Source organism: Gluconacetobacter azotocaptans, from assembly GCF_014174355.1.
GTDB classification, from domain to species: Bacteria; Pseudomonadota; Alphaproteobacteria; order Acetobacterales; family Acetobacteraceae; genus Gluconacetobacter; species Gluconacetobacter azotocaptans.
On the sequence record NZ_JABEQF010000002.1, the window covers coordinates 91,284 to 111,104 of the forward strand.

The 19,821-nt window shown below is 66.0% G+C and carries 13 protein-coding genes and 2 pseudogenes; 8 read left to right on the plus strand and 7 right to left on the minus strand.

Translation table 11 applies throughout. The features are described 5' to 3' along the window. Nucleotides 1-100: 100 nt before the first annotated feature. The 3 genes from HLH34_RS19125 to HLH34_RS02600 are packed head-to-tail and all read left to right on the plus strand — an operon-like array spanning nucleotide 101 to nucleotide 2,620. The gene (locus tag HLH34_RS19125) at nucleotides 101-682 is read left to right on the plus strand and encodes a dimethylamine monooxygenase subunit DmmA family protein (protein WP_220792013.1); all 582 of its coding nucleotides are present in this window, start codon (nucleotides 101-103) and stop codon (nucleotides 680-682) included. Continuing rightward, nucleotides 679-1,626, plus strand: a complete 948-nt coding sequence (locus HLH34_RS19740) for a PDR/VanB family oxidoreductase (protein ID WP_220792014.1) — start codon at nucleotides 679-681, stop codon at nucleotides 1,624-1,626. The genes HLH34_RS19125 and HLH34_RS19740 overlap by 4 nt, the downstream gene beginning before the upstream one ends. A gap of 16 nt (nucleotides 1,627-1,642) precedes the next feature. Next, nucleotides 1,643-2,620, plus strand: coding sequence for a heme-dependent oxidative N-demethylase family protein (locus tag HLH34_RS02600; protein ID WP_204737479.1), 978 nt, complete (start codon nucleotides 1,643-1,645; stop codon nucleotides 2,618-2,620). A gap of 240 nt (nucleotides 2,621-2,860) precedes the next feature. On the opposite strand, the gene HLH34_RS02605 is transcribed toward HLH34_RS02600, so the two are convergent. From HLH34_RS02605 to HLH34_RS02620, 4 genes and pseudogenes are all read right to left on the minus strand, one after another. Beyond that, entirely contained in the window at nucleotides 2,861-5,506 is a 2,646-nt protein-coding gene (locus HLH34_RS02605; RefSeq protein ID WP_183118056.1) for a M1 family metallopeptidase, read from the minus strand. A 239-nt stretch (nucleotides 5,507-5,745) separates the two neighbouring features. After that, on the minus strand, nucleotides 5,746-8,667 hold the full coding sequence (locus HLH34_RS02610; protein ID WP_183118057.1) for a TonB-dependent receptor plug domain-containing protein: 2,922 nt from the start codon (nucleotides 8,665-8,667) through the stop codon (nucleotides 5,746-5,748). Between the two features lie 678 nt (nucleotides 8,668-9,345). Then, entirely contained in the window at nucleotides 9,346-10,281 is a 936-nt protein-coding gene (locus tag HLH34_RS02615; RefSeq protein ID WP_183118058.1) for a 2-hydroxyacid dehydrogenase, read from the minus strand. A 102-nt stretch (nucleotides 10,282-10,383) separates the two neighbouring features. Beyond that, nucleotides 10,384-11,072, minus strand: a pseudogene (locus HLH34_RS02620) (MgtC/SapB family protein). Nucleotides 11,073-11,151: 79 nt separating this feature from the next. Between HLH34_RS02620 and HLH34_RS02625 the strand changes: the two are divergent. From HLH34_RS02625 to HLH34_RS02640, 4 genes and pseudogenes are all read left to right on the plus strand, one after another. Next, a pseudogene (locus tag HLH34_RS02625) lies at nucleotides 11,152-11,352 on the plus strand (zinc-binding alcohol dehydrogenase family protein); the annotation flags it as partial. 643 nt (nucleotides 11,353-11,995) lie between these two features. Further along, entirely contained in the window at nucleotides 11,996-13,123 is a 1,128-nt protein-coding gene (locus HLH34_RS02630; protein WP_183118059.1) for an inositol-3-phosphate synthase, read from the plus strand. Beyond that, nucleotides 13,123-13,839, plus strand: coding sequence for a phosphocholine cytidylyltransferase family protein (locus HLH34_RS02635; RefSeq protein WP_183118060.1), 717 nt, complete (start codon nucleotides 13,123-13,125; stop codon nucleotides 13,837-13,839). Before HLH34_RS02630 ends, HLH34_RS02635 begins: the two co-directional genes overlap by 1 nt. 51 nt (nucleotides 13,840-13,890) lie before the next feature. Further along, nucleotides 13,891-14,799, plus strand: coding sequence for a CDP-alcohol phosphatidyltransferase family protein (locus tag HLH34_RS02640; RefSeq protein ID WP_264784363.1), 909 nt, complete (start codon nucleotides 13,891-13,893; stop codon nucleotides 14,797-14,799). On the opposite strand, the gene lptG is transcribed toward HLH34_RS02640, so the two are convergent. Beyond that, complete coding sequence (gene lptG, locus HLH34_RS02645) at nucleotides 14,780-15,853, minus strand: LPS export ABC transporter permease LptG (protein ID WP_183118062.1); 1,074 nt, start codon at nucleotides 15,851-15,853, stop codon at nucleotides 14,780-14,782. The two genes, HLH34_RS02640 and lptG, sit on opposite strands and share 20 nt — an antisense overlap. Then, a complete protein-coding gene (gene lptF / locus HLH34_RS02650; protein ID WP_183118063.1) occupies nucleotides 15,850-16,974 on the minus strand; it encodes an LPS export ABC transporter permease LptF in 1,125 nt (374 codons plus the stop codon). The genes lptG and lptF overlap by 4 nt, the downstream gene beginning before the upstream one ends. A 269-nt stretch (nucleotides 16,975-17,243) precedes the next feature. Here lptF and HLH34_RS02655 point away from each other — a divergent pair, with 269 nt between their 5' ends. Beyond that, complete coding sequence (locus HLH34_RS02655) at nucleotides 17,244-18,257, plus strand: radical SAM protein (RefSeq protein ID WP_183118064.1); 1,014 nt, start codon at nucleotides 17,244-17,246, stop codon at nucleotides 18,255-18,257. A 50-nt stretch (nucleotides 18,258-18,307) separates the two neighbouring features. Here the strand turns inward: HLH34_RS02655 and HLH34_RS02660 are convergent, their stop codons facing one another. Next, complete coding sequence (locus HLH34_RS02660) at nucleotides 18,308-19,618, minus strand: glycosyltransferase family 4 protein (RefSeq protein ID WP_244959574.1); 1,311 nt, start codon at nucleotides 19,616-19,618, stop codon at nucleotides 18,308-18,310. Between the last annotated feature and the right edge of the window lie 203 nt (nucleotides 19,619-19,821).

The window sequence follows — 19,821 nt, forward strand, 5'->3', positions numbered from 1 at the left end:
TTGATTTCCGGTTGAAGCGTCCGCTACGATCCGGGACCGAATCGTCGCGGACCGGGCGTGTGCCGGCCGGACGGACAAGACCGTTCGGACAGGGGCCGCCATGACGCACGAGGCAGGACATCCGTCGGCTGAGACGGGGCGGGAACATCGCCGGTTCGTGCCGTCCGCCACCACCAACCTGCCGCGCTGGCCGGCCTCGGCCCCGGGGATCGATCCGCAGGGGCGGGGCTTTGTCCTTATGGGCCTGGGGCCGGCGGCGGCAGGGACGCTGGCCCGCTGGTCCGCCGATGTCACAGCGGCCGGCCATCCCTGCCGGCAGCGCCTTGATGCCTCTGCGCCGGCGGACGACGACGACATGCTGGCCTGGCTGGACGACGCCCTGGGCGCGGCGCGGGTAGGGTGGCGGTTGATGCTGGCCGGCCCGGCGGGCGATATCCTGATGCTGGCGGCCCGGGCGCGGGCGGCCGGCATGATCGAGGCCGAGATCCGCTGCCACGCCGTGGGCCAGGGGCCGGCCCGCCTGCAATGCGTCCATTGCAAGACCCTGTTCCGCGCGGCGGCCGGTCCAGGGTCGCACGTCGCCTGCCCCGGCTGTGGCCGCATGCTGGTCGTGCATCAGCACCTGTCGCGCCGGCTGGCGGCGCTGGTCGCCTTCAGCGTGGATGCCGAGGTGTCGGCGTGAGCGCGCCGGCCGGCGATCTGGCCCTGCGGGTGGAGCGGATCGTCGATGTGACGCCCTCGGTCCGAGGGTTCGTCCTGCGGCCGGCCGATGGCGGGGGGCTGCCGTCCTATGCGCCCGGCAGCCATCTGGTGGTGGCATGCGGCGACCGCCGCAACGCCTATTCCCTGACGGGGGAAGGTCATGCACCCGACAGCTACGCGATTTCGGTCCTGCACCGGCCCGACGGGCAGGGGGGATCGGCCTGGCTGCATGGGGTCCGTCCCGGGCAGGTCCTGCGGTGCGGCCGGCCGCGCGATGCGTTCGCGCCCGTGGCGACGGCGCGGCATCACCTGCTGATCGCAGGCGGCATCGGCATCACCCCGTTCCTGTCGCACCTGTGGGCCGCGCGGCGCTGGGGGCGTCGGGTCAGCGTGCTCTACGCCGTGGGTGCGGGGGCGCCGGTGCCCCATCACGCGGAACTGACGGCGTTGGCCGGGGACGGGCTGCGGATCCTGCGCGGGCGTGCCGCCATGCAGGCGGCGATGGATCAGGCCTTGCGGACGCAGGCCCTGGGCACGCACCTGTATGTCTGCGGCCCGGACGGATTGATGGATTCGGCGCTGGCTCTGGCGCGGGGGCATGGCTGGCCCGACGAACGCTGCCATGCCGAACGGTTCGGCGGGGTCGACGCCGCCGAGGGCGCGCCCTTTACCGTGCGGCTGCGCCGGACGGGCCGCGATATCGCGGTGGCCGCCGATGCCAGCCTGCTGGACGCGCTGGCGGCGGCGGGGGTGGAATGGCCCGCGATGTGCCGGCGCGGCGTGTGTGGCGAATGCCGTATGGACAACGCGGCAGGGACGATCCTGCATCGCGACCTGGTGCTGTCGCCGGCCGAACGCGCCGCACAGTCCTGCCTGATGCCCTGCGTGTCGCGGGCCGAGGGTGTCCTGAGCCTCGATCTGTAGGGAGCCCGTGAGGCATATGGTCCAGACGATGTCCGACCCCGTCCGCGCCGCATGCATCCGGCGCTTTCCCTGGCCGTTCACCGGCGACCGCTATGCCTACAGCGCCAATGTCGAGCCCGCGCCGGGGGCGCGCCGCACGCTCGTGGGGGAATGGGGACGCACGATCCTGGACCCGGACGAAACCTATGCGGCCGAGCTGGCGGAACGGCGCGACATCCTGGCGCGCGATCCGTCCCGCCATGTCGAACTGCCGCATATGCGGGCCGCCAGTTGGGACGCCTTGCTGTGGGGGCTGCGGGAACTGGCGGCCACCGACCCGGCCATGACGCTGGACCGCCAGGGCGACGGCCATGTGTGGACGAACCGGCGGCTGGGCACGCGCCAGGCGTTCCGCTACGGCGACGATGCGTCGCTGCCGATGGGACCGCTGATGTTCCTGGGGAGCCAGATCCAGGAGGACATCGTCCTGCTGGACCAGCGCGAGGACCGGTTGTGGGCGGATGCGGGGTGCGTCACCTTCGCCTCCAACTGGTCGATGGCCTTTACCGCCGGCATGTCGTTCATGGAGATCCACGGGCCGGTGCCGCGTGATTTCGCCGACGGTGCGATCCCGCGGGCCGAGCGCTTCCTGATACGGTTGCCGGCGGGGCAGGCCTATCGGCGGATAAACTGGACCTCGACCGCCGGGTACCGGCTGGATACCGCGCTGGACAGCTATGCCGACTGGGGCGCATCCCGCGCCCGCATGGCCGATTGCGACGATTTCGCCGATGTTTTCCATATGCGTGTCGAGGTGCAGCATCTGGTGCGCCTGCCCGAAAGCGGGGCGATCGTGTTCCTGATCCGCACCTATCTTCTGCCGCTGGCCGATATCCTGACGGTGCCGGGCTGGCGGACGCAGTTCGCGTCGGTGCTCACGCATCTGCCCGACGATATCATTCAGTACAAGGGACTGGCGACGCTGCGGCCGCGCCTGCTGGCGCATCTGGGTTGAGCGGGGGAAGTCCTATGTGCGCGAGGGCAACCCGAAGGGGAGTGTAAGGAAGGTCGGGCTTTGCCCGAGCCCACCAGGGCCTGAGGCCCTGGACCCCGATCATGGATAACAGATTGGTTCCAAAGGGCGCAGCCCTTGACCCGCCCAGGGGTCAAGCCCTTTGCAAACGCAGAACTTCATAACGAAGGGGATGCAAGGGCCGAGGCCCTTGCCGGGTTCGGGCAGCGCCCGACTTCCCTCTTACTGGTGGCCGGGCAGCCAGGTAGTCAGCGCCGTCCGGGCCCGCGTCGCGATATCGGCGTTCGCGGCGATCAGGTCGGCGGCCTTCTTCGCCTCGATGGTAGCGCCGGTGGTGGCCTTGGTGGACGGGTCGTCCAGCAGGGCCTGGGCGATGGCCGGGTTGACCGACTGGCCGGCGACCACGGCCAGCAGGGACGATTGCGACCAGGGGGCCAGATGCGCGCGGATCTGCTTCTGCGTCTGCGGGGCCTGCACCAGCGACCACACGTGGTCCGGATTGTCGCTGCCGGCGGCAATGGCTGCCAGCATGTGGACGATGCGGCCGTTCGGGATTGCGCCGCTATAGGCCAGGCGGACCGACTGCGCGACCAGCGCCGGATCTTGCGAGGCCGCCAGGGCGCGGAAGAAGCGCAGCTTCTGCTCGGTGTCGGTCGAACTGCGGACCAGGCCGGCCAGCGTGGCGTAGGTGGCCGGATCGGCATGACGGCCGACGATCCAGCTCACCGGATCCAGCAGGCTGGGCGCCAGCGTCGACGGCGTCTTGCGCCAGGCGGCGAAGCGCGCCTGGGCCTCGGCCACCACGGCCTGATCGTCGAACTGGCCCAGGGCGGCAATCAGCTCGGGACGCAGCAGCGTGTCCAGGAAGGATTCGCCGTCACGCGGCGTCCAGCCCAGCCGGGCCAATTGCGGCGCCAGCAGGGCGCGCGCGAAGGCCCGGAAGGCCGGACGCTGCGGGCTGCCGCGTTCCATCGTGTCCAGTTGCCGCAGGTGCGCAATCGTGTCCTGCCAGACAGCGATGCTGGTTTCCTTCTGGTCCGACAGGCCGGCAACCAGGTCCAGATAGGCCGCGAGCGGAGCCTGCCCGGCCTGGAACAGCGCGAACTGGTCGCCCAGCAGGTTGGCGCGGTCGGTCGCGTCCAAGTGGCTGAATGCCGTCCCCAGCGCCGCCAGAGACGTGGCGTCGTAAGCGGTGCGGTAATAGCCGTTTTCGCCCAGATTGGCCTTCAGCGCCTGGTTGCAGCCGGAAAAGGTCAGGGTCGCGGGCGTATCCGGCCGCAGGATGACGCGCTGCGCCGTCATGTTGGGACCACCGACGGTGACGGGGATGTTCCACCGCGCGGGCAGCGGGTGCGGGTCGTGGATGGTGAAGCGGCCCTCGGTCAGGGTCAGCACGGTTTTGCCGGCGTCGCACCGGCGCGCCACGTCGACCAGCGGAATGCCCGGCTGTTCGGTGAAGCTGCGCGCGACGGTGGCGACATCCTGGTGCGAGACCTGCGACAGCGCGGCCCAGAGGTCGGCGCTGGTGGTGTTGCCGTAGGCGTGGGCCTTCATGTAGGCGCGCATGCCGTTGCGAAACGTGTCGGCGCCCAGCCAGTCCTCGGTCATGCGGATGACCTGCTCGCCCTTCTGGTAGCTGATCCGGTCGAAGGCGGTATTGGCCTCGCTGACGTCGTGGATCACCAGCTGGATCGGGTGGGTGGTCGGATGGGCGTCCTGCGCCATCGCCTGTTCGCGGTCGGCATGCTGGCGCGGCCAGATCTGCCAGGTGGGGTTGAAATGATCGGTGGCCTTGGTCTCCATCCAGGTCGCGAACCCTTCATTGAGCCAGATATTGTCCCACCACCCCATCGTGACCAGATCGCCCGACCATTGGTGCGCCATTTCATGGGCCACCACCAGATACACCAGTTCGCGCGTGCTGGGCGCGCTGGTGCGGGGGTCGAACAGCAGATCGTCGTCGATGAAGGTGATGGCGCCCCAGTTTTCCATCGCTCCGGCCTCGTAATTTCCGGGAATGGCAAGAAGGTCCAGCTTCGGCAGCGGGTAGGACACGCCGAAATAGTCGTTGTAGTACGGCAGAATCGCGGACGCTGCCTGCAGGGCATAGGCGCCGTTCTGCTGCACGCCGGTGGGGGCGTACACATTGATCGGCGTCGCGCCGCCGGTGCCGCTGACGGCGGAGATGTCGCCGGCGACCAGGGCCAGCAGGTAGGTGGACATGCGTGGCGTGGTGCCGAAGACCACGCGCTTGGCATGACCACCCAGCGGCGTGGACGAGGTCACGGGCATGTTGCTGACGGGCACGTAGCTGTCGGGCAGGGTCGCGGTCAGTTGGAAGGTGGCCTTGAAGGCCGGCTCGTCCCAGCCGGGGAACATGCGGCGGGCGTCGGCGACCTCGAACTGCGTGACCAGCATCCGGTGGGTCTGGCCCGACGGGGTGCGGTAATCGTCGTAATAGATGCCGTTCGGCGTCGCCGGGATCGGGCCGCTGTACTCGATGACCAGCGTGTGGGGGCCGGCCGCGACCGCATGCGGCAGGGTCAGGGTGGCGGTCTGCGCCGCGTCGTCCTGGGTGATGGCGGCGGCAAGTCCGTCCAGCTTCGCCGACAGCAACTTCAACCCTGCCTGGTTCAGCGTGATGCTGGCGGTGGGTGCGGTAACGGTGACGTCGATGCTTTCATGCCCGCCCAGGGTCAGGCGCTTCATGTCGGTGGCGATGTCGATCCGGTATGCGCTGGGGACCACGGTCTTGGGCAACTGGCCGGGGGCGTGGGCGAAATCGAAGGGGGCTTCGCCATGCGCCGGGCCCGGCAGCAGGGCAACGCCCGCCAGCAGGAGGGTGGCGATGGTGGGTATATGCCGCATTGGGGGCAACTCCGGAACGATGGGTTCGGGATCCGCGGAAGGGCGGGAGTATGGTCCGATGATGACGGTCGGATAGCGCATGGCCGGCCCCGGCGTCTAAACCTGACAGGCGATGTATCCCTGATGGGGAGAAGGCGCTGCCCGGCCGCGCGCAGGCAGCCTGGCCTGGTGTGCCCGGTTGTCCCGGACATGAGTCCGGGAGAGCCGCAGGGCGGCTCTCCCGGTTGTGCAGGCGCGTATCAGAAGTGCGTGGACGTACGCAGGAAGTAGTAGCGTCCCATGTAGTCATAGACGCTGGTGTCGGTGTTCCAGTACTGCCCGATGGCGAAATACTGGGGAATCTTGCCGCCAACGTTGTTGATGCCGGCCGTCACGTCGAAGTGGTTGCCGTGATACATGATCATGATGTCGTGGTAGAACACCATGTTCGTGTGGTAAAAGCGCGTCGTTTCGGCGTTGTAGCTGGACTGCGGATAGTAATCCATGCCGTCGATGAAGCGCATCGTGTAGTTGAATGTCCAGCGCCCGTGCGTGAAGGCGGCGTTGGCATTGGCCTTCCAGCGCGGAATGGCGAAGGTGCCGGGGGACGTCGGGGTCTGCGGCGGTCCGTCGGTGCCCAGGAAGTTGATGTAGGGCTGGCCGGGCTCGTTCTGCGCCGTGTAGCCGATGATATCCGAGATATCAGCACCCAGGTTGATCGAGTTGAGCGGGTCGATGCGGTAGAGATAGCTGCCGTTGATATCCAGGCCGCTGGTGCGCAGGCCGCCCATGTTCATGGTGGTGTCGTTGAACGCGAGCAACTGGTGGCTGGCGTCACGCGCCGGGCTGCCCAGGTTGGAGCAGGTCGGACCTTTCAGGCCCGCGCTGTCGTAGCACGAATCCAGCAGATCCTGCGCCGGGAAGGTGCCGATCTGGTGGGTGATCGACGTGTGGTAGTAATCGACCGTGAAGGACAGGTTCGGGATGAAGTGCGGGTGGATGACGGTGCCGATCGTGTAGGTGCGCGAAATTTCCGGCTGCACCTTCGGATTGCCGCCGATCAACGCGCGGACCTGACCGGCACTGGTCTGGTTGATGCCGCCAGCGGGAACGCCCTGCGACATGCAGTTCGCCATGCGGGTCGCGTTGGCGCCGATCAGATCGCTCGAGCACGGGTCATACGCGCTCTGGAACGAAACCTGCTGGCCGGAATACAGGTCCGAGATCGTGGGCTGGCGGAACCCCGTGCCGTAATTGACGCGGAACGAGATGTCGTTGACCGGCGACCAGGTCAGGCCGCCCGACCAGTTGTACGTCTCGCCGAACGTATTGTAGTGCGAGAATCGGCCGGCGACGTTCGCGGCCAGGTTCTGCGCGCCCGGCAGGTCGCGCAACAGGGGAAGGCTGAGTTCGCCGTAGACTTCGGTGGCGTTATAGCCGCCGGAGGTCGGGTTCGAGACCGTGTTCAGCGCATACCCGTTCATGTTCAGCGGATCGGTCGTCGACCCGGCATCGAGGCTGCGATGCTCGACGCCGAACGCCATGCCCGCCGGCCCATAGGGCATGCGGAACAGATGGTTGTTGCGCAGCAGAAGCTGCACGTCGCGCATCTCGTTCGAGAACGATTCGCCGTTATTGTAGGTAATGAACTTGCGGGCCTGGTCGCTGATCCCCGAGTTCGTGTTGAACGGGTTGATCAGGGCGCAGCCGGCGGCGGAGGAGCAGACGGACGGGTCGTAGACGCCCTGGTCGAGCGAGCCGGGCAGGCCGGTCTGGCGGAAACCCAGCGCCTGTTCCAGCGCCACGCCGTTGACCGAGCCCGGCATGGACGACGTCTGCACGTCCTTTCCGAAGGAATAGTACAGATCCCACGTCCAGCCATTGCTGTGCGGAATGTCGCCGCGCGCGCCGACGGTGATCTGGTACTGGTCGTCCGCGTACTGCTGGTTGCGGTTGCCCAACCCGGCGGGCCGGCCATACCAGCCGACGTCCTGGCCGAAGGGGTTGCCGGGCAGGCCGGCCGGAATGATGACGGCGTCGGGCAGGTTCGCCGCCTCGGACGAGGGGTTGGCGATCGGGTCGCCGGACAGCTGCGCCAGCGTATCGGTGTGCGTCCAGGTCCCCAGCATATAGAGCTGCACATGGTCGGTCAGGTCGTAGCGACCGTTCGCCGTGATGCTTTCGAACTGGTTCTGGTCCGCCATCCAGGTGTCTTTGGCGTAGTCGTAACGATCCTGGGGGGTGAAGGGGCGATAGCTGCCGCCGGTACCGCCGTTCGTGTACAGCCCGCCGCCATCTGCCCCGGGGAACAGTGGATCGCCGCTCATGGAATAGAAGGCCCCGCCCGGGGTCAGGATCGAACCGCTCTGGGGAATCGCCTCGCCCGGTCCGGGCATGACGATGCCGCTGTGCTGGGCCCAGGGACGGTTCGTGGCCAGGGTCGGCGCCTGGTAGTTGTAGGTGCCGTTCAGGGTGATGTTGCCACGGTCGTGGTCGAAATTGAATCCGTGCGTGATCGACGCGGTAGCCTGCGGGCTGTCACCGTCATAACCGCTGATACCGCCGTTGAAGTTCACGGTGGTGCCCGAATAGTTCTTCTTCAGGATGATGTTCAGCACGCCCGACACGGCGTCGGCGCCGTAGAGCGAGGACGCCCCATCCTTCAGGAACACCACGCGATCGACCATTTCCATGGGGATGGCGTTGATGTTCGCGCAGCCGTTGGGGCCGCTGACGATGCGGCGTCCGTCAACCAGGACCAGCAGGCGGTCGACGCCCATCGAACGGAAGTCGGTGCACGAGGAACCGCCGCCGCCATTGACGTTGCTGCGATAGGTGCCGCCGAAACCCATGGACGGGATGTTGTGCAGCGCCATTTCGAGGTTCGTCGCCGACGAATTCTGCAATTGTTGCGCCGTGATCGTCGTGATCGGCGCAATTTCCGCAGTCGCCCGATTGGCGAGATGGGACCCGGTAACCTGGATCTCCTCGGTGCCGTTCGAGGTGTGGCTGGTGGTTGCGCCCTGCCGGTGGAGGGAGCTGAGCAGCGAGCCGGACGACGTGGCCGGCTGCGAGATCAACTGCGCATGCGCGGTGCCCGCGGCCATCGACCCGGCACCCAGTGCAAGAAGGCTGCAGAACGCGCGCAATCTTGTCTTTTCGGGAACCTTCAAAGTTCTCATTGCGAATCCTTATTGTTGAATTTCGCAAGGTTTTAATGAACGCGTGTTCGTCGTCGAGAAAAAACGTTACAGTCAGTTGCAGGTTGAGATGGTTTGATACAGGCTGTGGCAATTCGGCAACGTAGCTCGCTCGCGCTTTTTTTTGGATGGTTATGGTTTTCCCAAGGATTCCAAACGGATTTTTGCTATAACAAGACAACTCGTGAAAGCGAGGGGCGTTTGCGCATGCGTTTTATGATGCGTACATGCCACAGCTCTGGCGCACGTTCGACGTCGTGCGCGGCATCTTGCATTGTTATGATTATTTCTTGAAAAAAACAAACAGACGGGTGTTCTGCTCGAAAAGAGGAGGTTTCCTGGCGTGTCGTAAGTCTATGTTATGGAGTGAATTTATTTTTATAATTATCTCAGAATGATGGAGCATTTTTCATCATTCCGGGGGGGCAGCGCAAGGGGGCGTGGCAGTTTTTTTGAACGTTTGGTCAAAAAAATATGATATTTCAATGAAATTTAAGATAGGTTTTCATATATTTCTTAAAAAGACATGAATAGGTGATAAATGAAAATTCTGGATCGCCGCGTTCAGGAGAGCCCGGCCCGCGCGGGCCGGGCCGCGACGGCGTCCATATGTATTGAAATATAGAGAATGGGAACGTGCTGCCGTGCGGGCTACCGGGCTCAGTAGCCGCGTGACAGGTCGATCGCGTCCAGGACGGGCTGCCCGTCGCGGATGCGCAGGATATTGTCGGCGATCTGCGGGGTGGCCGAGGCCGGCAGCGCGACCGAGGCGACGTGGGGCGTGATCAGGACATTATCCAGACTCCAGAGCGGATCGCCCTCGGGCAGGGGTTCGTGCTGGAAGACATCCAGCACCGCCTGTCCGATTCGCCCTGCCCGCAGGGCCTCGACCAGCGCCGCTTGATCGACGATGGCACCGCGCGCGACATTGACGAACCCGGCCCCGTGGGGCAGCAGCGCCAGCCGTTCGGCATTCAGCAGGCCGATGGTCTGGGGCGTTTTCGGCAGCAGGCAGACCAGGATGTCGCAGCCCGACAGGAAATCCGCCAGGCCGTCCATGCCGGAATAGCACACGATATCCGGGTCCGATTTCGGGCTGCGCGACCATCCGCGCACCTGAAAGCCCTGTCGCGCACATTCCTTCGCCGCGCGCAGGCCCAGTTCGCCCAGGCCCATCACCCCCACCCGCGTCAGATCCAGCGGCCGGGGTTCGATGAAGGCCCAGCGTCCCTGCCGTTGCGCGGCCTCGAAGGCCGGGATGTCGCGCGCCAGGCGCAGCACCGCGAACAGGACGTAGCTGGCCATCATCCGCGCCATCAGCGGGTCGTGCAGGCGGGTGATGGCCACCCCCGGCGGCAGGTCGTCGCGTGCGACCAGCGCGTCGACCCCCGCACCCAGATTGACGATCAGCCGCAAATTGGGAAAGCGGTTGAAAAAGCCGCGCGGCGGGTTCCAGACCAGAGCGTACCGGACCAGTTCAGGGTCGAACTGGTCGTCGGCCAGCACGAAGGTCACGTCCGGCACCGCGGCGGTCAGGGCCGCGCGCCAGGGCTCTGGCGTGTCGACCGCGCTGTAGAAGACCATGGCGTCCGTCATGTGCACCCCCCCGGCATAACGATCCGGAAGTGTATCGGTATCCGATCCCGTATGAAAAGGCCGCTTTATCGTGATGTCGTCCGGGAGGGCCTCGTCGGAGGGCTATTCCATCTCGTCATCGTCGGAGGTCGCGATCGCCGTCACGCCAGGAATGTCCGACAGGTCGGCGATCAGGTGAGCGACACGCCGCCGGCCTGGGATGGGCCGCCCCGGATGCCGTCGCGTTCGACGCGGACATGGTCGATCGCAAAGCGCAGACGTGTGCACGTCACCAGGATCAGCCGCAATATGCCCTGCCCCTCGATATATGAGACGGCCAGGGTCGTGGTGGTCCGCCGCGCATGCGGCACGAAGCGCAGCAGCCGGGGAAAGACGAACATGATGATGAAATGGCCCAGCGTGGTGGCGACCGCCAGCGCCAGCAGGCCCGCGCCGCACGCCATGCCCAGGGCCGCCGTCAGCCAGACCGACGCCGCTGTGGTCAGGCCCCGCACGACGTTGCGCCGCATGAAGATGACGCCGCCGCCGATGAAGCCGATGCCAGAGGCCAACTGCGCCGGGACCCGCGACGGGTCCAGCACGACGCGGCCGCTGTCCAGGACGTTGGTGAACCCGTATTTCGAAACCAGCGTGAACAGCGCGGCGGCGACGCCGACCAGAGTATAGGTCCGCAATCCCGCGCTTTTCTAACGAATCTCGCGTTCCAGCCCGACCAGGCCGGACAGGGCGAACGCCAGCGCCAGTTCACCCAGTTGCAGCATCTCCTGTCCGGGCAGGTTGGATACGGCCATGATCCACGTCATCTCCCTCTTTATATCCTCCGATTGGTCCAGTTCCTCTACGTGCGGGGGAGAGGCGGGTTGGTCCCCGGGCACGGAGGGCTTCGTCTTCTCCCGGAACGACCGGCATTTCGCGGACACTGTCGAACTGTTTGTACCGCAGGACCACTTCGGCCAGAGCGACGACCCTGCCGAACTCGGCGCCCTGCTGCTGAAGCGCAAGGGTCTCTCTTTGCATGGGGAATTGATGTTCACGCGGCCGTTCGGCGCGGCGGACATCGCAAACCAGGGGCGGCGGTCCAAGGTTGGGGAAAATTAACCCCGACGTGCCGGGGAGTCCTTGTAACATTAAGACACAGAATTTTACTATCGGATATGGTCGGTGGTTCGGTGTCCGCCCCGGTCCCGGCTAGACGCCGCGGGCTGGAATCGCGGCAGGCCCGCGCCGGTCCGTCCAGCCCCGCCTCGCTGGCGGCGAGAGGTGGGATATGCTTGTGCTGTCTATGGATTTCGGGATCCGCAAGCTTCTTGCGCCAGGGGGATGGAGGGGCGGGTTTCGTGCGCGCGGCCGACCTTGCCGGCAGGGCCGGCGAGCAGCCCGAAAGCGGGCGTGGACCGGCGGCGGGACGGCAGGATCGTGTTACAGATCAAGGTGTAATGCGAAGCGGCCGCCGCCGGCTATGGCCAAGGAGCAGGGCATGGGGGGCGGATCTTGATTTTACTGTGGTTTTCCGAGATGGTGCGCTGCCAGCGTCACAGGAGGCTTTGAGGTTTTGGCGGTCCGGACCCGGGAAGCTGACCGGTTCATTATGGGCCGCGCCGCGTGACCTTCGGCGGGTCTTTCCAGACGGACATTCTGCACATCGAAGCGTGTCGGCCAGACGAGCGGCCGGGCACGAAGCCCTTTTGCACGGTATAGAGACACGGGATAGATTATGACGACTGAAGGCGGCATCCGTATCGCGATCGCGGGCGTAGGCAATTGTGCAAGCGCGCTGATACAGGGCATTCATTTTTATACCCCCGAACGGTGCCGCGAGGAGGTCGTCGGCCTGATGCACGAGGCGGTCGGCGGCTATCGTCCCTGCGACATCAAGGTGGTGGCGGCGTTCGACGTCGATGCCCGCAAGGTCGGCACGGATGTGCATCGTGCCATCTTCGCCCGTCCCAACTGCGTCGTCGTCTTCCAGAAGGACATTCCCGACGCCGGCGTGACCGTGCAGATGGGTCCGGTGCTGGACGGCGTGTCCGAGCATATGTCCGCCTATGACGAGGAGCGCAGCTTCGTGCCGTCCTCGGTGCCGGAGTTGACGAAGGCGCAGGTGGTGGACGAGCTGAAGCGCAGCGGGGCCGAGATCCTGCTGAACTACCTGCCCGTGGGGTCCGAGAAGGCCGCGCGTTTCTACGCCGAATGCGCGCTGGAGGCCGGGGTCGGCTTCATCAACAACATTCCCGTGTTCATTGCCAGCGACCCGGATTTCGCGGGGCGCTTCGCCGCCCGCAACCTGCCGATCATCGGTGACGACATCAAGTCGCAGCTGGGCGCGACCATCGTGCACCGCGTGCTGACCGACCTGTTTGCCAAGCGCGGGGTCAAGCTGCTGCGGACCTACCAGTTGAACACCGGCGGCAACACCGACTTCCTGAACATGAAGAATCAGGAACGCCTGGCGTCCAAGAAAACCTCGAAGACCGAGGCCGTGCAGGCGGTCGCCAAGACGCGGATGGAAAACACCACCATCCATGTCGGGCCCAGCGATTACGTGCCCTGGCAGAACGACAACAAGGTGGCGTTCATCCGCATGGAGGGCCAGCTGTATGGCGACGTGCCGATGGAACTCGAACTGCGCCTGTCGGTACAGGATTCGCCCAACTCCGCCGGTGTCGCCATCGACATGATTCGCTGCTGCAAGCTGGCGCTGGATCATGGCGTCGGCGGCGTGCTGGCGGGGCCCAGCGCCTATTTCTGCAAGCATCCGCCCGTCCAGTACACCGATGACGAGGCCTATGAAATGGTCGAGTCCTTCATCCACGGGCACGCGGCGGACGCCGTCCCCGTCTGATGAAATGCCTGATCGTTGCCGCGGGGCAGGGCAGCCGCCTGCGGGACAAGGGGCCGTTGAAGCCTCTGGTCCCGATCCGGGGGCGCCCCCTGATCGCGCATGTCATCGAGCGGGCACGGCGCGGCGGGATCGGCGAATTCGTCGTCGTCAACGGCTATCGCGGCGACGAACTGCAACGCGAGCTTGACGCGCTGGCGGCCGGCGAGGGCGTCGGGATCACCCATGTGCACAATCCGGCATGGGATCGCGCCAACGGCGTGTCCGTGCTGTGCGCCAAGCCGTACCTGGACGGACCGTTCCTGCTGACGATGTGCGACCATCTGCTGGACCCGCAGATCAACCATCTGATGGTGTCCACGCCGCATCGGCCGGACACTGTCACGCTGGGCGTCGATTTCGACATCGACCGCATGCTCAACGATCCGGACGATGTGACCCGTGTCAAATGCACCGACGGGCGCATCGAGCGGATCGGCAAGTCGATCGAGGATTATAACGCCTTCGACACCGGCATCTTCCTGTGCACGCCGATCATGTTCGACGCGCTGGAAAGCAGCCAGGCGGAAGGCGAGGACAGCATTTCCGGCGCCATGAACACGCTGGCGCGCTGGCGGCGGGCGCATGTGCTGGATATCGGCGACCGGCTGTGGATCGACGTCGACGATCCGATCGCCTACGACAAAGCCGACCGGCTGATGGCGCAGGGGCGCCTCTGACGCGCCCCGATCCGTCGGACGGGGACCTGCATGAAGCGAAGGTCCGGAATCGTGGACATTTCTGAGCCCGTCCGGCGAACGTCGGAGATCGAGGAGATTACCAATCTCCACGTCATTCATCCGATTTCGTCTTACCTGACGTTGCGTTTCGCCCGGCTGGGCATCACGCCCAATGCCGTATCGATCAGCGGGATGGCGTCGGGCATGCTGGCCGGCCTTGCCTACCACCAGTATCGCGACCCGCGCTGCGCCGTGGCCGGGTTCGTGCTGATGGTCGTCTGGCATGTGCTGGACGGCGCGGACGGGCAGTTGGCCCGCCTGACGAACAGCCAGTCGCATACGGGCAAGATCCTGGACGGGATCTGCGATTACGTCACCTTCATCGCGGTCTATTGCGGCCTGGCGCTGGCGCTGGCGCGTGACCACGGGACGTGGGTCTGGGCCGTGGTCGCCCTGGCCGGACTGTGCCACGCGGTGCAGTCCGCGGCGTACGAGATGCAGCGCCAGGAATATAATTTCTGGGGGTGGGGTCGTGGATCGTCCACCATTCCGAAGCTGGCGGTTTCGCGCCGAAGCGGCCCGGGGGACGTCCTATTCAGGGTCTATGCGCGGGTGCAGCATCTGACGGCACGTGGCGCGGTGGCGCTGCATCGCCGCCTGTCGGCCGCCCTGGCTGCCCATCCGGACCGCGCGGCGATGATTCGGCTGCGTTATCGCCAGAATTTCGCGCCGCTGGTGCGGCGCTGGTCGATCCTGTCGGCCAACTACCGCACGATCGGCATCTTCGTCTGCGTGTTGGCCCGGATGCCGTTGCTCTATTTCGGGATCGAGATCGTGGGGCTGAGCCTGATCCTGCTGGCCCTGATGCTGCGGCAGCGCGCGGGCGAGGCGGCGTTCGGCACCGAACTGGCGGCGCTGGAACAGCGGCCCGGCCCGGTTCCTACCCCCGCGTGTGTATGAACAGATAGGCGGCCGAAATCATCAGCAATGCCGCAGGCGTCAGCGCCGTCAGCGCCGGGTTCAGGTCGAACAGCACGCCCAGCCGGCTGGTGATTTCCTGCCCCAGCGAGAAGACGATGGCGATCGCCACCCCGACCGCCATCCGGTAGCCGATATTCTGCGATCGCGGCGGCCCGAACACGAACGGTGCGGCGCAGGCGATCAGCCCGATCATCGCGAACGGGATGCTGATTCGGGTCCAGAGTTCCTGCTCGTAACGCGTGGCTGGCTGATGCGACCGTTTCAACTGGCGGATATAGCGATAGAGCGCCACCGGCGGCACGCTTTCCGGCGGCAGGGTCAGGAAGTGGATCTGCTGCAATGTCAGGAACGAATGCCACGGCAGCGTGTCCAGACGATCGGTATGGAACAGCTCCGACGCGATGTCCTTGCGTGTCACGTCATGCAGCAGCCATGTCCCGTCCACCCCGATATCGGCGTTCCGGGCATGAATGGCCTGCCGCAGGCCGCCATCCGTGCCGAAGGCGTAGATGTCGATATCCTCGGGCATGGTGTCGTTGCGGAAGTTGCGGACGCTGAGGAATTCCTGATTGCCGCCATGCGCCCAGAACGCGTCGCCGTCCGCCGCCGTCTCCACGGACGACAGGGCGGCGGAACGCCTGGCTTGCGCCAGTTGCTGGGCGGGTGGAACCACGAACTGCGCGACCAGGAACAGCACGGCGACGATCGGCACGACCAGGCGCAGCGCGGCCCCTACGATCCTGGATTCGGACAGGCCGATGCTTTGCAGCGCCGTCAGTTCCGAATGTTTCGCCAGCCCGCCCAGGCCCAGCAGACAGGCCAGCAGTATCGAGATCGGCGTGACCTGCATGAACCGCGCCGGGACCTGCAGCAGGGTATAGATGAAGGCGTCGCCCACCCGGTAATGGCCCTGGCCGACGAACGCCATCTGGTCGACGAATTCCAGCAGGCTGAACAGTGCGACCAGCCCCGTCGCCACTAGCAGGAAGGCCCGCAGGGTGACGAGCTGGATATAGCGGTCGAACCGTTTCATGACGCGCCGGTGCCGGGGGTGGCCCGGATGCGCGCCGGCAGCCAGGTCCGGGGATGGGGAATGAAATCCCGCGCGACGACCAGGGTGACGACGGCCAGCATGGCCGGCGCCCACCAGATGCCGGGCACCGTTCCCACCATGCCATGCTGCACCCATGTCCGCGCCGAGGTATAGAGCAGGTAGTACACGAAGAAGATCAGGATCGCCGTCCCCAGCTTGCCGTAGCGGTTCTGGCGGGGCTTGCCCCGGCCCAGCGGCACCGCCAGCATGGCCAGCAGCAGGGTGGTCATGGCGGTGGACAGCCGCCACTGGATCTCGGCGACGTCCGCCGGTGCGTGCGAGCGGGCGATCCGCCAGGTGCTGGCGGCGACGGAACTGTATCCCAGCGGTTCGGTGTCGTGGCTGCTGGGGTCCTCGGTGACCTCGCGCACGTTCAGAACCTGGTCGTGCATGCCCGACTTGCGCGCGATGTTGTAGACATGGGCGTTCTTCAGGCGGACATCGACATCGGCATGCCGGCCTGCGCCCGCATCCATCAGCGGATAGGCCAGTTGCGCGTGGATAATCTGGGTATAATCGGCGTGCCGGACCTGCACGAAGACGTCCCGCGCCGGGCTGCCCGGTCCGCGGCGTTCCGCCAGGTAGATCACGCGCGCGCCGTGCCGGACGATATAGAACGTCCCGGCCTGCATCGCATCGACATCCAGCGACAGTTCCGCCTCCTGGGACAGTTCGTGCAACCGGTGATAGGCCCATGGCCTGACGACCAGCGACAGCACGGCCACCGTCAGTGCGACGCAGGCGCCCAGCGTCAGCACCGTCCGCATGATCATCGGCGGCGTCACCCGCAGCGCGTGCAGGGCGGTGAATTCGGAATTGCCGTACAGCGTGCCGAATGCCAGGACGATCGACAGGTACAGCGATACCGGGACCAGGACCTCCAGCCCGATCAGGACCTTCAGCGCCACCAGTTCCATGATGGTGTTGGTCGACAGCAGCCCGTTGACCGCATCCGACAGAAAGTCGGCGGCGCTGTAGCCGGCAAACAGGGCGATGCAGATGGCCAGCATGGCGGCCATCGGCTTGCCGATTTCGCGAAACAGATAATTCCGGATGATCAAGGCGGAATATGGTCCATTCGTGGACATGCGGTCCCATGCGCGGCCTGCGGACAGGGGCTGGGACCCGTCCATCCGGGCGCCGCGGCCATCACGGCACCCGCCCCATCCGGACGTGCGGGTACTATATTCAGCCCCTCCGCCACGGTCAAATGCTCAACCGTGGCCGGTCGCTGCCGGTGCCCGGTACCTATCGCCCGCAGGCCGGGACGGCTAATATCGCGTTCCCTGCTTCAATTTGCCTGTCCGAAGGCTTCAGCGCGGTATCCCATATGTCCGAGAGTTCCCTGTCCCGTCGCCTTGCTACCCTGCGTGACGGCGTGCGTTTCCTGTCGCGGGCGGTAGGGTCGCGCTATACGCCCCTGCTGGCCCAGGTCGTCGTCACCCGGCGTTGCAACCTGGCTTGCGGCTATTGCAATGAATATGACGATTTTTCCCCGCCGGTGCCGCTGGCGGACCTGCTGGCGCGGGTCGATCATCTGGCGTCGCTGGGGACCGCCTCGATCACCTTCACGGGGGGCGAGCCGCTGCTGCATCCGGACCTGGACAAGGTGATCCGGGCGGCGCGGCGCCACGGCATGATCGTGACCATGATCACCAACGGCTTTCGCCTGTCGCGCGGCTGGATCGAGCGGCTGAACGCCGCCGGACTGCAGGGCATGCAGATCAGCATCGACAATCTGAAACCCGACGAGATCTCGATGAAGAGCCTGTCGTCGGTGGAAAACCGCCTGGGGCTGCTGTCGAAGCATGCGCGCTTCAAGGTCAACGTGAATTCGGTGCTGGGCGTCAGCGGCGAGCGCACGCAGGATGTCATCACCGTGGCGGAAACGGCGGCCAGGTACGGCCTGCAGCATTCCGTGGGCGTGCTGCACGACCACCACGGGACGCTCAAGCCCCTCAGCGCGGCGCAGATGCAGGCCTACGACACGGTGACGAAGATCTCGCCGTCGGTGGTGCATACCCTGAATTACCGCCTGTTCCAGAAGAACCTGATGCATGGCCGGTCCAATGACTGGAAATGCCGCGCCGGCGCACGCTACCTCTACGTCACCGAGGACGGGGGCGTGCATTGGTGTTCGCAGCAGCGGGGCTACCCCGCCATCGCGCTGCTGGATTACACGCGCGAGGACATCAAGCGCGAATACCATACCGAAAAATCATGCAGCCCGACCTGCACGCTGAGCTGCGTGCATCAGGTCAGCCTGTTCGATCGCTATCGCGGACGGCAGAACATCCCCGACCCGACCGCCGCCCGGCACGCACTCGCCGCGGCGGCCGAATAAGGAGGTCGGGTTCCGTCCGAACGCGGCAGGGGCCGAGGCCCTTGCCTTTCCTATGTCCCCGACAGGTCGGGCGGCAGGACCAGCGACCCTGTGCGGGCCAGATGTGCCAGCCAGCGCCAGGACTGGCGCAGCCAGGCGCGGTACTGGGCGCGGCCCCATGCCTGGGGGGGGGCGGGCGGGGCCGCCAGCCGGTTCTGGATGGCGGCGGTGATGTGACGGGCGCGGGCGGCCCAGGTCAGATCGACGCTTTCGGCCAGCGCCGTCGCCGCCAGGCGCGCCGACAGGGCCGGGTCGGCGGTCAGGGCGGCCAGCCCGTCGATCAGCGCCCGGGGGGAATCCGGCGCGCACAGGAACGCGTTTTCGCCATGGCGCAGAACCTCGCGCACATCGGGGGTGTTGCCGGCCAGGATGGGGCGGCCCGACGCCATGTAGAAGAACAGCTTCAGCGGCAGGACCGTCGATCCGTAACGTGCCAGAGGCTGCAACGACGGCGGAATCAGCAGCACGTCGGCGGCATGGATATACCGGGTTAGCGTTTCCGGCGGCTGGAACGGCACGATCCGGACGTTGGGCACCGACCGGGCCATGTCCTCGATCGGGCCATGGCCGTACGACCCGACCAGCACGAACAGCAGGTCGGGCAGGGCCCTGGCGGCCTCGATCACCAGGGGCAGGCCCTTCTTGTGATTGACGCGGCCGGTATAGACCACGGTCCTGCGGTCGGGGGGGATGCCGACGGCGCGCTTGGCGTCGTCCATCGCAACCGGGGCCTGCAGCCGGTCGGGTTCGAAGCCGTTGCGGATGCAGCGCAGCTTGTCCGCCGGAACGTCCAGATCCAGATACGTCCGCCGCGTATAGTCGGAATGGCAGATATTCAGCAGGAAGCGCGGGTTGCACATCAGGCGGTGCAGCCATCGCCGCAGGGGCGGAATCTGGTCGGGCCACGGGCGATAATGGTCGAACACCACCCGCTGGCCGAACAGGATCGCCATCCATGCGATCCACAGGTTGCGGGTATAGACGAAATCGGCCTGGCGGAACGCACGGCGCCAGACCAGGGTGAGGCCGCAGAACACGTGCCGCGCCAGCGCGGGCCGGACCGGCGCCCAGGCGCGCAACGGTGACAGGCCGGTCGTCCCGGCCAGCGTCGGGCATCCGGCCTTATCGCGCATGGGCACATGCAGCCATGCCTGCGACGCCTGCCGCCCCAGGTAGCGCGCGGTGGTCACGAAGACTTCGGCATCCGCCTCGGTGCTGGGCAGGGCATTTTCGAAGGCGAAGAGGATCTTCATCGTGGCGCCGGTGCCTGTGCGACGGGGGGCAGGGCCGCCGCCGGTCCGGACCCCGCGTGTCGTCATCATCGTCGCAATCCGCTTTCCGTCTCGGGTGGGCCGGGGGTGTGGCGGCATATGACCGGGAACGTCCCGTTCTGTCCAGAAGCGCGCCGATCTTGCGGTTCGGACGGGGGGCCGGGGTGACGACCGCATAACGGCGCAGGAAAATGGCGTTGGCGGCGGGGCCGCGGACGAAATCAGAACAATCCATGCAAACGCATCTGTTTTGG

Bases quoted from the DNA above. Each gene is read 5' to 3' on its own strand.
- HLH34_RS19125 (WP_220792013.1), top strand. From the start codon at position 101: ATGACGCACGAGGCAGGACATCCGTCGGCTGAGACGGGGCGGGAACAT.
- HLH34_RS02600 (WP_204737479.1), top strand. From the start codon at position 1,643: ATGGTCCAGACGATGTCCGACCCCGTCCGCGCCGCATGCATCCGGCGC.
- HLH34_RS02605 (WP_183118056.1), bottom strand. From the start codon at position 5,506: ATGCGGCATATACCCACCATCGCCACCCTCCTGCTGGCGGGCGTTGCC.
- HLH34_RS02610 (WP_183118057.1), bottom strand. From the start codon at position 8,667: ATGAGAACTTTGAAGGTTCCCGAAAAGACAAGATTGCGCGCGTTCTGC.
- HLH34_RS02615 (WP_183118058.1), bottom strand. From the start codon at position 10,281: ATGACGGACGCCATGGTCTTCTACAGCGCGGTCGACACGCCAGAGCCC.
- HLH34_RS02630 (WP_183118059.1), top strand. From the start codon at position 11,996: ATGACGACTGAAGGCGGCATCCGTATCGCGATCGCGGGCGTAGGCAAT.
- HLH34_RS02635 (WP_183118060.1), top strand. From the start codon at position 13,123: ATGAAATGCCTGATCGTTGCCGCGGGGCAGGGCAGCCGCCTGCGGGAC.
- lptG (WP_183118062.1), bottom strand. From the start codon at position 15,853: ATGAAACGGTTCGACCGCTATATCCAGCTCGTCACCCTGCGGGCCTTC.
- HLH34_RS02655 (WP_183118064.1), top strand. From the start codon at position 17,244: ATGTCCGAGAGTTCCCTGTCCCGTCGCCTTGCTACCCTGCGTGACGGC.
- HLH34_RS02660 (WP_244959574.1), bottom strand. From the start codon at position 19,618: ATGATGACGACACGCGGGGTCCGGACCGGCGGCGGCCCTGCCCCCCGT.